Source organism: Nocardia sp. CS682 (assembly GCF_004634405.1).
GTDB lineage: Bacteria > Actinomycetota > Actinomycetes > Mycobacteriales > Mycobacteriaceae > Nocardia > Nocardia ninae.
Map to the genome: position 1 here is coordinate 8,230,159 of NZ_CP029710.1, position 15,118 is coordinate 8,245,276.

A 15,118-nucleotide genomic window follows, 5' to 3' on the forward strand; every position below is an offset into this window, starting at 1 on the left:
GACGAGAATAATGCTGTTAACTGACTGGTTCTTCGCCGTCAAGATCCACCAACACCCCCAAGACGCGTCCGCGCTCCTCGAATCACTGGCGGTAATTCGAGATCGGCACGCACCGGCCATGCTGCGCGGGTTCGCGCTCGAACATCTCGCCGACTGTACGGAATTGCCACGCGCATACGCGATTCCCGATCTGATCGAATTGCTCTTCGACAAAGATGTCGATCTCGACCGCGACATCGAGGCCAGGATTCGCGATATCGTCGCGAAGACCACGGGCGAGACGGCGCTCGTTCGTGCATTGCCGGAACTCGCCTCGGCGGACAGCAGCGATATTGCCACCCGGTTGCGACGGATACGCACGTCGAAAGCCCATGGCACCATCGAAACCTCTTATCTCGAACTCGACGATGTCACAACGGAACTTGTCGTGCTGGCGGTACTCCGGGCAGCAGCACGACGACACAGTGACCCAGTGGACGAGCTGATTCGCGGCGACGACGTGATGGAGATCTTCAAGGCCGCGCGCGCCGGTTCGCTCGGGCGTCTGCCGTTTCTGCTGGCGATCGAGATTCTTGCGCTGTGTGAGGAAGATCCGGGCACATGGCTATTGGATATCCGCCGCGAGGGCGGTGCACGGACCGATTGGCTCGGGCAACCGGACCTCGTCGAACTGGTTGTCCGGCTGAACCCGCCGCCGGCGGGAGTAGCCGGTCGCCTTCGGGAGGCCGTCCGGTTCGACATGCTGACAGCGCTGGTCGGCGTCGAGTCCGACAGTGCCGCGCAGCCGGATGTGGGCTGGCTGCTGCGGTGCCCGCGCGGCGACGGCTTTGCGGTGGCCCTGGTCTTCTGGCAAGCGGCGCAGTGGGGCTGCGCGGTTCGCGACGATCCGGTTGCAACGGTGCGGCACCTCGAACGAGTCTGGGGTCCGCCGAGCCCGCTCCCGGCGGGCAGCCGGATCCCGCACCCGCAGGATCGTGGCCCGATAGCAGCCGTCCTGCCGCGACTGGCGAGCTTGCGACTGCGGCCGGATAAGCGACGACCCGAATTCCTCGTCGTCACCGGCGATCCCGAGAACGACGATTCGGTGTTGCGGTCACTGCACAGTCCGTGGCTGGACCGCAGGCTGGAGCGACAGCACGTGGGCGACCCGATCGATACGTATCCGAAACGTGGGCCCAACTACCATCATGCCGACGACCATGTCGCGGTATTGCGGCTGCTCGCCGCCGTCGAACCGATGACGATCGCCCTGCGCCGTGAGGCCAACACCGCCGCGATGCCCGACTTCCTGCTGGCGCAGTTGGTCAACGTCGGCGGCGCACTCGCCAATGGCAGGCTGCGGAAACAGATCAAGGCGATCAACGATGGCGAGCCCGACCTGACGCGCGTTTCACCCTTCGACCACGGCGTGCTCACCTTGTGCGTGCAGGTGGGCAAGATGGTCGATCGGGTCGGGAAAGGGACGATCAACGAGCAGGTGCCGACCGCGCTGGTCAACTTTCTCGACCATAATGCCGGTCCGAAAGGGCAAGCCCATCGTATCGAGTCAGGGCGGCCTTGGAACCTACAGGAGCAGATGCTGTACGCCCAAGGGGCACTGCTGATATCGGCGTACTGGGCCAAGGAGGCCTTCTCGGGGTACATCACTGAGCTCGGCGCACGGAGCGCCGAACGCGAAGGGTCCGTGCCGGATTCGGCCGCGGCCTGGTTCGGCGGCGACAGCCAGTCGCCGGCCGCGTCGCTGGTTCGCCAGTGCCTCGGTGAATTCTGGGACTACATCGAAACGACCGAGCTCCCATCGGACAACCCATCGATGCACGAAGTGACGGTGCTGGCCGCAGAGGCCTTTCCGACTCTGTTGCGCAAGTCGGGTCGCACCGTCGGGTGGCTCGCCGCCTACGACGCCGTCGACTCCGAACGGAATCGCGAGCACGCCAAAATAAATCGCTTGGCGCCGCTGCTTGCCGAACCGATGACCGTCGGGGGCTGGACCTCGCTCGGAGATCTCCGATTCGAGCGATTCCAGGTCGGCGCGGAACTGCCGGTGTTGACGATGCGCCTGCTCGCGCTGCTGGCCGAGCATCAAGTGACAGACACACATGAGTGGGTCGAGTCGTGGCGACGCGCAATATCGGAGGTGAACAGCCCGAATACGTTGGCGCGCGCGATCCGTGCCAAACTTGCCACCATGCTCGCGGCGAGTCCGTCCGCGGGGCAGGAGGATACGCTGCTTCGACTGCAGGAAATCGTTGTCGACACCGTTGTGGAGTTCAGTTACAACACGATTCACTACCAGGACAGTTTGCTTTACAAGCTCGACAAGGAATACCAGCTCGGACCGGCATCGCGCGAGGCGCTCGAGGTCCGGTGGTTCGAGGCCGCCGTGCGCCAACAGCAGTACCGCGACAGGGGCGCGGACGCCGGGCCATGGACTCGCTACGGATGGCACCAGACGCGGTCGATCCGCACCGGTCTGGTCGAGACGCTGGCGCGCGCGATGTTGAACCGGACCGTGCAGGCAGAACCGCTCGTGCGTCAGCTGTCCGGGGTCTGGCAGGACACACTGCACACCGCCTTGCCGATGCTGAGCATCGCGGCGGACGGTGGCCGACACGATGACCCTCGCAACGCCCTCAGCTATCAACGTCGCGGCGAGGCCGTCTATCTCGGATGGCGCGGCAACCTGCCTCCTGGCACTGCAGTCGACCGATTCCTCGGTGAAACACTGACCGCAGGAAAGCCTTTCGTCGGTGTTGTAGCCGCCATCGACGTCGACTCGAAACAGATGCTGATCAACTGCGGAGGCGGCGACGTCGAGCAATCGGTCGCACTCGCCGATGTCGCGATCGGCGACCTGGTGACGCTTGGCCCAGGAAACGGGGTGGCGACGCCGCGACCAGTCGTCGGACCGGTCGGCGCACGCGGTCGGGCTTCCGTCGCCGTCGATCGGCGATGGCAATGGTTGCACCTGGTCGTCAACGGACTCGAAGTCCGGGCGGGCCTCGACGATCCGCACGTGGCGGCGCAGTGGGATCCCGACGTGATGGCACTGGCCGAGGACGAGGAGCGAGTGCCGGCACCGATGACCGAGGTCTACTTGGACGTGGAGCGCGAGATATGGCTGCCGGAACGCAGAATATTCGCGCGCCTGATCGTCGAGCAGTTCGGCGCAGAACCCTCTCGGGTCGTGACCGTTACCTTGGTGGAGTCAATCGACCACGATGGCCAACCACTGCTGCTGGTGAGCGCGCGACCCGGCGCAGTCTATGAAATCCCTTATTACGCGTGGGAATCCGAGTCTTGGATGCACGTCGGGCAGATGCTGCACGAATTAAGCACCCGCAATGCCAGTGTCAGCGGTGTTCGGCTCTCTTTGCGCCTGACGGACAGCGCCGACGAAGCACGTATTGCCCTCGCCGTCGACGATTCTGGTGGCCTCGACAAGGCGATAGACCAGCGGAACATCATGTGGCGAGACCTGTTCCGATCCGGTGAGCCAGTCGATGTCTTCTTCGAAGGTGACGCTTGGCATACGACGGTGGCGATACCGAATATGCCCGAACGCGTCCAGGTCGACCTGGGCACCGCGGTCATTCGTGACCGCGTAACCGGTCGCGCGCGACTGGTGGCCGGCGGCTGGGATGCCAAAGCTCAGCGGGCCGCCTGCGTGACCATGCAATTGGTAAAATCGGAAGAGTTGAACCTGGATTTCGATGATCTCGCCGCGCTCGACACGATGATCATGATGTCCGCAGGCCAAATCGTGCTGTTGCTCAACCTGATCGGTGACGTGGACGCAGGTCGCCTGCGCGCACGGACGGTGACCCGTCAGGAGGTCGATGTCGCGCCGGAATCGTTGACCTTCGGAACTGATTCGGCGCCGCGCACCAAATGCGCCCAGCGCCGAGCAGTGATTACCGAGGTGAGTTTTGTTTCGGGACAACAGCAGTCGGCGATTCCCATGGAGTTCGACGTGCCCGACGAGACCGTGACAACGCTGTCCGGCATCGTCTGCGTTTACGGCCCCGACGAGGACCGCTGCGGGATCTGGCTGAGGATGGACGGTCGAGCGCATCGACTCGACGTACCGATTTCCAGTTTCGATGAGATTCCCACGCATCTCGGCGACTTGGTGACACTGCACCGAGTGGGCACGGGCTGGGTCGCGACCGCGGCCCACCGGCACATTCATGTGCGCGCCCTGTGGTCCGCGGTACGGGCCGACGCGGTACCGCAGGGCATTGTCCTCGGCAACGTCTCCATACCTGGAATGGGCACGGTTGCGGCCGTCGAGGATACGGCACAGGCAGTAATCCACTGTCTCGCTCGGCACGACGCGAACCCGCCGCGTATGTACGGTGCGCGTGTCCGAGACGGGGCGGTCAGTGAGGTAGCCCAGCACGCGCCCGGGTCGCCTGGACGGGCCATTGTTTGCCTGCACACTGACGGATTCGATCTCTACGGCGAAGCCAAACCCAGACTGTTCCGCGGCAGGAACCTGAGCTGGTCGTCCTCATATCTGATAGCGGAGAAGTGGGTACTGTCCGACCGTAGCGAGCTGATCGATCTGCGGCGACTGTTCCAACCCGGGAAGGCGGTCAAACGCGGCGGTGCCACACTCGCGCGTCCGCGCAAGGGTGCGCAGAGCACGGACAAGGCGTCCTGGTGGGACAGGTACGTGGCGTGGGAACGCGAAGGAACGCATATTGTCACCGGCGCCTTCGACACAGATCGGGGCCGGCCGAACTTTCTCGAACTTACCGACCCGATCCTGACCGATCCGTCGGCCACCGGCGCTGCCAACGCCGAGGCGATCACCTCGGTGGCATTCGAGAGGCAGGCTCATCGCCCCTTGGTCGATGAACCCTACAACCGGAATGACGTTCGGGCCAAGGTGGTTTGGTCGCAGACGCAAAGGGCCTGGACGGCGTCGTGTAAAACCGTTCCGTCCCTGTCGCTGCGGGAGTTCGAGGCACACTTGCGTCAGTCCGGGATGGTCACCCGCCAGAGGCCGATCGAATTTCCCATGCGCTTCGCCGGCCGCACCAGGAACGACTCGTATCGCTTCGAATGGGGCTTCGGGTGGACGGTGATCGTGCCCGCCGAGCGGTTGATCATCGGCAACGCCACCAGGTGGCAACCCTTCTTCGGCGATCTGGTCAGCAAATTCACCCTAGATGTGCGTCGGGTCGGCGAACGCCCGGCATTGTGCGTCGTTGTCCAGGACATCCGTTGGGGCGCAGAGCAGAATGTGTGGGCCGACGCGAAACTCCGCATATTGCACCAGGTCCGTGTCCTCGTCGATCCGCGCAGCGGGCGAGTCGTGGTCACCGGTGTGAAGGCCCGTAAGTATGATATTGGTGGCGACACTCAGCAGCGCCACCTACGGCTGCGTAACGCGCAATTCAGTCCGGCCGAGCGGGAGCGCATCATCGCCCTTTTGACGCCACGCGAGCGTGCCCAGGGTGAGCAGGTGCAATTCGATGTGTACGCGCGGGTCGATGACACAAAACATCCGAATGAGAAGTACAGCCTGTATTTCAAAGCTCTCACCAGAGACGCCATGGCGGAAGACGTCCGGCCGCGGCGAGGGGATCTGGTCTTTCTGATCGCCGGGGCCATCGAGGAGAAGGATCCGGATGGCAGCGGCAATGACCATCTCGTGGTGTTCAGCGCACCAACGGCGGTCCGCGGCTCGGATCCGGCGCAGCAGTTGCGGGTTCGAGTTCACCGCCGCCAATTCTCGTTCCAGGAGTCCTGTCTGCGCGTCGCGTACCGCGACGATCCACAGACCTACGCCGGAGTGCCGATGTTGGTGCGACTTCGGGAAGAGACCGACGAGCCGGGCTTGTGGTCCGGCGACCTCACCAGTGTGCCAGAGCGGTCCGCGAAGCAGGTCGAACAATGGCTGCGGACGGTCGGCGAGGCGGAGGTGGTCGCAGGCGATGTCGAGGAACAGCAGTCGAAGGCCGGGAATTCGAAGGTAAAGCAGCTCAAGTTCGAGATCACGCCGGGAGTGTTGTTCTCGGTGAACGTATCGAACCGCAAATACGTCCCCCGGGCCGGTTCGATCTGCAGTATCGAGCCCGAGCGCAAAAACCAGATGCCAAGCCAGATCGTGGAATCCGACCACGAATTCATCCCCGGCGGCGGCAGGCCCGCGTTGGTTTTCCTGAAGGATGACACGCTGTGGCAGGCACGCCATAGTGAGGCGAAGCGTTCCGGTATGACGATTGCCGGTCTGCCGTCGATCACTGTGTCCGACCCGGCCACCGCCCGTCAATTCGCCGGTTTCGAGCATCCGCGCTTCGCTCTGCTGGATCGTGACGAGCGCAGAAAGCTGACACTGTCGGTGGTCAAGGTGTATGCCGGAGCGTTGTGCACGAACGAGTGGGGTGCCCCGTCCGTGAAGTCCGCTCGCGGCGCGATGCGGTATCCACAGGGCAAGCGGGCGAAGTGGCCGGAACTCAGCTTCTTGGACGGCGAGGCAAAGGAGATCGCTCAGCACGCTGAGGGTGGCCGGTGGCGCTATCACGACCGCACCACCGGCCACTGGCCGAGAGGTGCGCGCAAGCCTGAACTGTCGGCGCTACCCGATCCGGTGTTATCAGCGGACGGGCCGCTGTTCTTCACCGATGAGTGGAAGTTACGTTACTCGGCCACCGACCTGGTGCGCTTCGGCTATCCCGCCACCGAGATCGTCGAGAGCGGGCTGCCACGAGGTGGCGGTCGCTATCCTGTCGCCGGCACCACGAACACCGCGGTGTGGATCGAGCTGTCGCCGGGACGGGTGGTCAAGGTGCCGGGAAATCTGTTGTACGCGGACGCTTCTCGACAAACGACTATGCGGTCGTTCTTGTGGCGCGCGGTGTCCCCTGGCGACACGGTCGAGCTGCATCGCAGATCCACGCACGATGTGCGGGTATCAAGCCTGAACCTGACGAACTGGCGGCCCGGACCGCGTGGTTACTTCCGCGACGCCCACGTGCTGTTGCCGCTGCGCGAACGGCGCAACGGCGGTGTGGTGCTCGGCGACGGGCGATGGCGGTTCACCTATCCGCTGGTGGGCCGGACCAAGGAACTCCCGGTCGACCAATTCTGCTGGTTGACCCCCGGCAACGACCTGGAACCGGACAGGATCCGAACCGTGACCAGTGGCGACGTGGTATTCGTGACTTTCGACGAACAGTCCGAAACCTTCGAGATCGCCGGAATCGACTGCGCTGAAGTAGTTTTCATCTCAGATTGGCGAGGCTACGCCTGGTTGCGCGAGCTCTTGCTCGATCCCGCGACCCGGGCATCGACAATACGAGCGTTGGGCGGAAGCTACCCCGCGCGTGTGGCCGAGGTTACACCGAGCGCGAACGGGCTCCGAATCACGCTCGCGCCCACCGGCTGGAACGGCGAAACGCCGGTAGGCACCATGATCTCGGCGCGGGCGCTCGGCATGGTCGACGCGAGCCGAGTCCTCGTTCGCGGTGGTGCGCTCCTGCTGCTGACCGATATCGACGAACTCGTGCGGAGTATCCCCCACACCGCACGTGACGCGGTCGTCACCGCACTCGATCACGAAGCACGACCACTGTGGCTGACCTGGGACGGCCAACGGTGGCGCTCCGCACAGCTGGCCAACACAACTCAATTCGAGGCCGATGTGGTGGCCGACGCCGGTGCGGAACGCGGCATTGTCGTCCGCGACCGCGCGTCCTCCGCCCTGCTGTGGCTCGACCTCGATAACGTCGGGCTAGTCCCCACGGCATCCAGCTCGGCCGTGGCCAGTTCGCTGCAGAAATTAGGCCGCCCGCTGTCCCTGTTCGCTCGCCCGGAGGGCGGATTCAGTGCGATCAACGCGGTCACCGTCGCGCAACTATCTCGAATACCCACCGGGCAGGCGATCTCTGTGCAACCGCTGGCCCCGATCGAATCCGATACTGCCGTCGACGCGTACGTCGCCTCTGTGCACCCCAACACGCTGTTGATCGAATTGCGTTCGGAGACAAAGATCGAGCACGTAGATCCGATCCGCGCCGAGCTTGTCAGCGCCCGGCCGAATTCGATCGTGGCCGTTCCCGTCGGCACCGCGCGAACCGATATCGATCTGCCGATATCGATCATTCGGGCGCTGCGGAAGTCACACACACAAGGACACTTCGACCCCACGGCATTCCACCGGCTCGCCGCAGATCACCTCGCGCCCTGCCTCGAAGCAGCGCGGTACGGGATATCGGAGGCCAACGACGACTCGACCGAAGCGCTCGTGACAGCGGCGTGGACAACGACACGCAAAGGCGAACTACGCGACGAACAACGCGGTACCGCGCTACGAGCCTTGGCGCGCTGGCTCGACCAGGACGGCCGGGCCCTCGTCACCGATCCGCGGGACGAGCAATCGAACGCGGACATCGATGTCGTCCCTGCACTGTCAGCGGTGCTCCTCGCCGACGAACTCACCGACCAACGAATCGTGGAATCCGAAGCGCTCGAGCAACTCACCGTCCATTTGGCCAGGCTCCTCGGACTGCTTGCCGCCGGGTCGATGCACGCCGAAGTGCTACTCCGGTCCTGGCTCTTGGCGTCCGATATCGCTGTCCGACAAGGCCAATGGCTACGACTCAACAGCTTGGCGCTGTTCGGGCAACGCATGGTCGGCCGCTCGGCCCGAGCCGCCGAGCAATTCGACGGCACCCTCCACCCCGCTCAACATGACCAAGTCCTGAACCTGTGCCGCGGCATACTGTCCCGCAGGCGACGCCTCGACGACCAAGTACTGCTCAACACCGTACTCGCCCTTCAATACTCGATCATGGCCACGGACTCGCTAGACCTGGTATGGCCCGCGTTCGAACGGACGAACTGCGCGCGACTGGCCGCGCTCGCACGTGGATTGACCCCTGGCACCACGATCACAGTCAGCCAGCCACGGCTACACTCCGCCCAAAGCGCCGAACTCGAACTGATCCTGGCCGACATCCTGTCCGCACGCATCCCCACCCCTCTCACCCTGCGCAACCGCCCATCACTACCGCCGAGCACCCACGAATGGGCTACGGCGACACTGGATTCAGTACATCACGAGTTGATGGCCGCAGCCGACGGCTGTGCCGACTCTGCCTGAGGACAAGGGGGATCGGCGCGTCTCCGCTTCGAAGTTGTGGCGGCGCTCCTGGGCGGTGTAGAGGTAGAGCCCGTCCAGAGTTCCCGCCCGCACCTGAGCGCCGTCGAGAATATCGGCGGTTTCCAGGTCCGCGACGGTGATAGTGGCTCCGGTCGGTGTTTCCATGCGAAGGCCTTGCGTGCGCATCTCGCGCCAGATGAGCGCCGAGCACACCGATGGGAATGTGCCGCTGGCCCAGCCGTGCCCGGACTCGACGATGTCGGTTTCGGTTGCGCGCGGGTCGGTGAAACAAAGGCCAGCCGGTCGATGACGATCGCGAGGGGTTCGTCGGGGTCTTGCGGACGATGTCGCGTCGCCGGTCCTCGGCGAGTGCGAGCGCCAGGTCGGGGATGACCGCCCTGGAAGCCGACCGACTCGACCGCAACCTCCTCGAGGGACTGATCGTGCTCAACGACTTGTTCTAGCAAGGCATCTCGGTGAAGATCCTGTGTGGCATCGCCGCCCGGGAGCGCACCGAACGCTACTTTTGATCATGTCGCAGTCACCGGGGAGCATGTATTCGAGGGCGGCTTGGAGGCCAGGGCGGTCGGCGACGCGTAGCTTCCCACGGGACTTTCTCCTCAGACACCTTCGTGCATATCGGGTCGAGGCCATCGTGCTGGCACTGAGTCTCCTGCTTGCTCGTGCTGACCCGCACCAGACAGATCATCGCCATCGCAACCTCCCAGATCGTTCATAAACTGGAATCTCCACCCGCTGATGAACGAATTTCCGGAACACCTCGGCCAGCGAAAACAGTTCGGGATAGTTGATCTTGTTCGCGTCCGTCCAACGGTCGTTTTCCGAACTGCTGAGGTGGCCCGCCTGCCGCCTGCAGTCGCTCCTCACCCGTCGAGTGGCCGGTCGTCCGTTTAGCGCCCGCGTCGAATAGGGTTCGGCGGCGGTGAGGTGGGCAGGCGTCCACGCCACCGGTGTTGTCTCAGAGTGCGCGTGCGGGTCGCTTCGGCTGCGGTGAAAGGTGCGGTGGCGCTGTGAGGTGCCAGTGCCACCGATTCGGCTGTGAGGATGCGATTTCGAAGTTGTTCGGCGTAGTTGGCGAGTTCGATGTCCATTCCGGGGTGGCGCGTGGGTAGGCGCAGAGCTCTATCGCGGCCCGGAGAGTCGTGAAGAGCGCGGAATTTGCGGTGCGGTAGACCGAGGATCGTGCGGGTGTTGATCCCTGCGAGGAGTGCGGCCGCTGTCTGCGGGGATAGGTCGGTGAGTGTGTCGATGCGGGCTGTAGCTATTGCTGGCGGGGCGACCTGGCGATGGTTGTGGATCCAGGTGTCGGCGCGGGAGCGCAGAACTGCGGCGGTGTCGCTCGCGGTGGCAAGGGATTCGCCGAGGTCTCGATAATTGTCGGTCGCAATCGCGGCGACGAGCTCGCAGGAGTCGAGACCGTGAGCGTCGGCGAGTGCGACGGTGTCGAGTAGCTGCTGATATTTCGGTGATCGTGTGGCGTCGCGGTAGAGCGCCACCGGTAGTGCGCGCTCGAGAAGATAGGTGCTTCGTGCGTCGGCGAGTAGCTGGTAGGCGTGGTTGTAGGCGGTGCGGGTTCGGTGGTCGGCGGCGGTTTGTTCGGCGCGGATGACGTCGATGGCGGAGAGGTTGTCGTCTTCGCGGGCCAGGACGCGAGCGAACATGGTGCGGGGTTCGGTCGGGTCGTCGGGTTGTTGGTTGCCGGTGGGGTCGATGAGGGTGTCGGTGGCGAGGAAGATGCGGTTGAGTTCGGATCCGCGGGTGAGCCCGACGTAGGCCAGGGCGCGTCCGAGGATGTCGTTCATGAGCACATAGCAGCGGCGGACGGTGATGCCTTGGGCGCGGTGGACGGTGGTGGCGTAGCCGAGTTCGACGTGTTCTCGGATGTAGTCGGCGGGCAGGTGGACGCTGCCGCGATGGTTGGTGCCGATCGCGGTGATCGTTGCGTCGGGGTGGATGGTGTGGATTCGCCAGAGGTCGCCATTGTCGATGTGGGTGGTATGGCGGATTCCGCCGGCGATGCGCAGGCGCGGGTTGTTGAGTCGGGTAATGACGATGTCACCGACATAGCCGGCGTGGTTGTCGGACAGTCGGACTCGGCCTTTGCTGGTGTCGATATGGCCGGTGCAGATGTGGTGGGCTTGGGTCGCGGTGTTGAGTGCGGAGACGTCGTCGAGGGTGGCGGCGATCATGATCGAGGAGATTCCGGCCGCGGTGTCATCGAGATGTTCGGTCAGGATGGCTGTGCGGAGTTGGTCGCTCATCCCGGAGGTGACGCGACCGTGGCCGTTGTAGAACTCCCACGCGTGGTCGATGTTTCCGGCGCGAACGGCCAGGGTGGCGTCGGCTTCGTCGGGGTCGGTGAAGCGGACGACTTCGCGGAGTTGGGGTGCTCGGGTGTCGCGGGCGAGGGTGCGGAAGATGCCGCCGGCTTCGACGGCTGGGAGTTGTTCGGGGTCACCGATTCCGCGAAGGATCGCACCGTGGGTGCGGGCCAGGGCGCGCACGGCGTCGAAGTCTGCGGTGGCGACCATCGATGCTTCGTCGATGAGCAGCATCGTGGCGGGGGTGATGCCGGTGGGGATGCCGTAGGCGGCTTGGGTGAGGAGTCGGTCGATGGTGTGTGCCGGAATAGCGAGGGCGGCGGAGAGTTCACGCGCCGCGGACGCGGAAGGCGCGAGGGCGATCACCACGCGCCCTGAGGCTCGCCAAGCGGTGGCGACAGCTTTCATCGCGGTCGTTTTGCCGGTGCCGGCGGGCCCGACCGCGACGGCGAGTTCGGTTGCGCAGCAGCACAAGTAGCGCGCGATCTCGCGTTGGCCCTCGTTGAGAATCAGTCGATCTTGTTTTCTGATCTTTGTGATCGCGGCGTCGACAAGTCCAGGTGAGATTGCTTCAGCGGTGGGGGTCCGTGCGGATTCGAGTAGCCGGTTTTCGGCGTCGAGAACGGCATGGGAGGTGTAGCGGGTGGCGCCGGTGAGGGTGAATACGCTGTGGCCGTCGCGGCGAGCGAGCGCGGCGGGGGTGGGGTCGGGGTCGACGGTGAGTTGGATGCTGTACTGGTGGCGCACTGCCACGGTGATGTGTTCGACGGCGGCGCGGTGGGCGGTGTCGGTGGGGAACTCGATGGCGGCGAGGCGATCTTCGACCGCGGAGCGGATGTTGGCTTCGGTCCAGGTTGCTCGGCGCCGTGCGACGGTATCGGCGACGTCGCGAGCTATCCGGTCTGGTGCCCACAAGGTGCGCAGCCGCGCGGTGTGCGCAGCTGAAAGCTGGTCCAGGAGCCCGAGATCCGGATACGGGGACAGCAGCTGTCGGACATCGTGAGCGGCTCTAGCCCGTGCAGTGGGCGTGGGGAAGGCAGCCGCTTGGAGGTGGCGGTCGGTGCATTCGTCGAGTTGCCCGGGAGCACTGTCGAGGAGCGCGCGGGGCCCGCCGAGTTCGACGCCGACTGCGATGGCGATGTGTGCTGGATCGACGTCGGTGCGGGCTGTCGGGTGGGTGTGTGAGTGCAGGAGGTCGCGGGTGAACCGGACCGCATTGCGGCCGTCGCCGAGGAAGCAGCGGATCCGTGCATCCCATTCGGTGATCATCTCCCGCAACGTTTTCGGGAGTGGTTTGGTGTGGCGGGTCTGCAGGGTTGCTTGTTGGGCGAGGCGGTACTGGGTCTTGGTGCTGGGGTTGCGGCCGTGGCGGGTGCGGTAGTCGGCGACGAGTTTTTCGGTGCGGGCGATGATGTCGGGAGTGCGGGAGAACTCGGCGATCATCTCGTCGGTGATGCCCACCACTTCGAGCACGGGTTGCTTGCCGCGGCCCCGGCTGCGTTCCTCGCACCGGAAACCGATCTGGCGTCGGACTTTGCCGATGATGGTGGCGTTGTAGCGGGAGGAGAACGACACTGCCGAGGCATACAGCGGCCGCGCGTCCAGGGCGGACCATTTGCCATCGGAGCCGAGAACTTTGCCGGACAGGACGGCATGGGTGTGCAGGTTCGGGTCACCAGATCTGTTGTCGAAGTGATCGAACGCCACGATCACGAACCCTTCGGCGTCGATCTGGCGGATGCCGTTGTGACCGCGGCGGGTGACGGCACATTGGGATTGAGCCGATGCGAGGACTTCGTGTACGGCTTCGGTGTGGCAGCGCCAGATGGCACGGCGGAGTTCGTCATCTGCCAGGCCCCACAGGATTGAGATCGACTTCGGTGGTGTGAAGACCAGATCGAACCCGGCCACGGCCTTGCGGCTGTCGGTCTTCTCCTCGGCGAGAGTGGCTTCGATCTCGCCGCGTTGGGGTTCGTGACCGAGGGTGACGGTGAGGTGTTCACGAGCGGCGTCGGTCCGCAGGACAGTGCGCTCGTCCCAGGTCGGTCGGCGTCGGTGGAGCCCGGTGAAGGCGTCGATGTTGCGGGCGAGAAGGTCGGTGATGGGTGAGGGTTTATTGGTGAATTCGTAGAAGCTGGTACCGAGTTCAGCGGACTCGATCGTGTGCTTGGCGGTCCTTCCGGCGGCGATTTCAGCAGCGATGATCGCATTCGCTTGCGGGTGTAACCCTTCACCGAATAGCGCTTGCATTTGCGCTTCGGTGACGTTTCCTGAAACGCCCAGTCGGGCGGCACCGGTACCGAGCCATATACCGGGTGGTGTGCCGCTCTCGAGGTAATAGTCGGTGAGATCGCGTGTGCGATCCCGCAGCCGATCACCGCTGGCCACCTGACTCGTAAGGTACTGGTAGCCATCGCCGGCATGCAATCGATGGATCGTCATCACATTTCGAAAATAGCGCCGAATCGGCAGGGCGATTTCTCATTACTCGCCGGTAGCATCACGATGCAAGAGGTGTGGCAGTTTGAAGAAATAGCACCCATATGGGAAATGGAAAGGAATGATGGCAGGGATTGTGTTGGTAACAATTCGATGAGATTGTGGAAGGGAATGAACGAGAGATGGAGTTGAATGAATCCCGTGCGCCTCGCGCGCGCAGCGCGATGTGTGACATGGGATGGAGTGGAGGTGGCGATGGGTGCTCAGGAGGTGTCGGCGCGTAAGCGGGCGCGCAGCGCGATGGCTGGAGTGCTAGAGGCTCAGATGCGGGCGGCGAGGGCTGCCGAGGCGGACCTGGTCGAGTTTCACAAACACGCCGCCCGATTGCGGCGCGCTGCGCAGCGCCGCGACGCAGTGATCGGAAGCGCGATCATCCGATACGAGGCGATCGCGGCCGAAGCCGACGCTGCGCAGGGCGCGGTGTTGAACAGCCTGGAACAGCGCGGCATGGACGAGTCACAGTTGCTGGAGGTCACCGGACTTGGTACGGCCGAACTGAAGAGGCTGCGCCGTGCCGACGCGCCAGCAGTGACCGCGAGGCCGAAGCGCTCAGCGACACCGCGGAGAGTAAGACGCGCGTCATCGCCGTCGGAGCGCGAGTTAGTCGATCAGGACCGAACGGGGAACCAGGTGCCGCAATCCGGGGAGCCGGAAGAACGCGCTTGCCAATCGGGATCCCCACGCACCGTGCTTGACGGCCCACGCCCAGTTCCCGGCCAACCACAGCAGGAACCCGCCAGCGAGCCAGGGCAGACGGGCCGGCAGGGCGTAGTCGGGAAACAGCACGATTCCCAGTAGGGCATCGATGACGATGAGGAAGCCGAGGATGCGGGCGAGCATGGGGAACAGCCACCAGATCACCAGCAGTACGAGAGCGATGAGTGCTACGAGCCAGATCAGGGACATCGATCAACCTCCGATCGCGTGGCAATCGAGGAAGGCTTGGTCAGTCCATTGCACCGCGATAGCGACCGGTTTGCCATAGCGCGAGGGAAATCCATCGCCGGGACGAGTCGTTCGTGGTGTGGGCATAGGGCGTGGGCGGATTCGCGGTCGAGGCAGTCGTCGAGGGCGACGGTGAGCCGATGTAGATGCGCACGAAGCTCACGGTTGTCGTACACGAGAGCGCGGATGCGGTCCTCGAGAATCACGATCAGCGCGA

At 64.2% G+C, this 15,118-nt stretch carries 4 protein-coding genes; 1 reads left to right on the top strand and 3 read right to left on the bottom strand.

Going from position 1 to position 15,118, the window contains the following annotated elements:
• Positions 1 to 10: 10 nt before the first annotated feature.
• Positions 11 to 9,115: a hypothetical protein gene (locus DMB37_RS37265; protein ID WP_135236724.1), complete on the top strand. Its 9,105-nt coding sequence runs from the start codon at positions 11 to 13 to the stop codon at positions 9,113 to 9,115.
• Here DMB37_RS37265 and DMB37_RS37270 read toward each other — a convergent pair.
• From DMB37_RS37270 to DMB37_RS37285, 3 genes are all read right to left on the bottom strand, one after another.
• Positions 9,062 to 9,280 (bottom strand): hypothetical protein, encoded by a 219-nt coding sequence (locus DMB37_RS37270; RefSeq protein WP_135236725.1) that lies wholly within the window; start codon positions 9,278 to 9,280, stop codon positions 9,062 to 9,064. The two genes, DMB37_RS37265 and DMB37_RS37270, sit on opposite strands and share 54 nt — an antisense overlap.
• Before the next feature lie 746 nt (positions 9,281 to 10,026).
• Positions 10,027 to 13,899, bottom strand: a complete 3,873-nt coding sequence (gene mobF / locus DMB37_RS37280; protein ID WP_240772616.1) for a MobF family relaxase — start codon at positions 13,897 to 13,899, stop codon at positions 10,027 to 10,029.
• A gap of 657 nt (positions 13,900 to 14,556) precedes the next feature.
• Complete coding sequence (locus DMB37_RS37285) at positions 14,557 to 14,862, bottom strand: hypothetical protein (protein ID WP_135236727.1); 306 nt, start codon at positions 14,860 to 14,862, stop codon at positions 14,557 to 14,559.
• Between the last annotated feature and the right edge of the window lie 256 nt (positions 14,863 to 15,118).

Coding starts and splice junctions, on each gene's coding strand:
- DMB37_RS37265 (WP_135236724.1), top strand. CDS start 11: ATGCTGTTAACTGACTGGTTCTTCGCCGTCAAGATCCACCAACACCCC.
- DMB37_RS37270 (WP_135236725.1), bottom strand. CDS start 9,280: ATGGAAACACCGACCGGAGCCACTATCACCGTCGCGGACCTGGAAACC.
- mobF (WP_240772616.1), bottom strand. CDS start 13,899: ATGACGATCCATCGATTGCATGCCGGCGATGGCTACCAGTACCTTACG.
- DMB37_RS37285 (WP_135236727.1), bottom strand. CDS start 14,862: ATGTCCCTGATCTGGCTCGTAGCACTCATCGCTCTCGTACTGCTGGTG.